Here is a 397-nt window from a genome sequence, read left to right as displayed (position 1 = left end):
GAAGAATTTGGAGGAAGTAATATAAGCAATAACGAGCCTGTAGGAACCAAGCCTTTGCCAACACACGGTAAAGATAACTCTGTTGCGCTTACCCTTCCCCCAATGGGTGTTGTGTATCTTAAAAAGCAATAATTCTTAACGAGCTATAAAGCCGTAAATAAAAATGCCAAAACCCTTCCGTAATTTCTGCGGAAGGGTTTTTTCTTGTCACTTGATTGGTTTCTCTACACTTATTATTTTGTAGCCAAAACTCTGAACAGTCGTTAAATATGGTAATCCGTATACGGATTTGGACCTTTGCTTTTTACAAACTGCCGAGAATACCAGCTATGACTTCATTGACGTAGTTTTTAACTTTCTCAAGAGCGGTTGAAGGTTTTCTTTTTGAATGAGCTCC

The 397-nt window shown here is 38.5% G+C and carries 1 protein-coding gene; it reads left to right on the top strand.

The genetic code is table 11. From position 1 onward, the window contains the following. A partial coding sequence (locus tag RM545_RS17605) for an alpha amylase C-terminal domain-containing protein (RefSeq protein ID WP_349254712.1) occupies positions 1-132 on the top strand: 132 nt, incomplete at its 5' end. Positions 133-397: the final 265 nt, after the last annotated feature.

This window comes from Autumnicola lenta (genome assembly GCF_031846515.1).
GTDB classification, from domain to species: domain Bacteria; phylum Bacteroidota; class Bacteroidia; order Flavobacteriales; family Flavobacteriaceae; genus Autumnicola; species Autumnicola lenta.
Note: the sequence above shows the minus strand (reverse complement) of the source record. Positions and strands in the feature narration are given on the sequence as shown.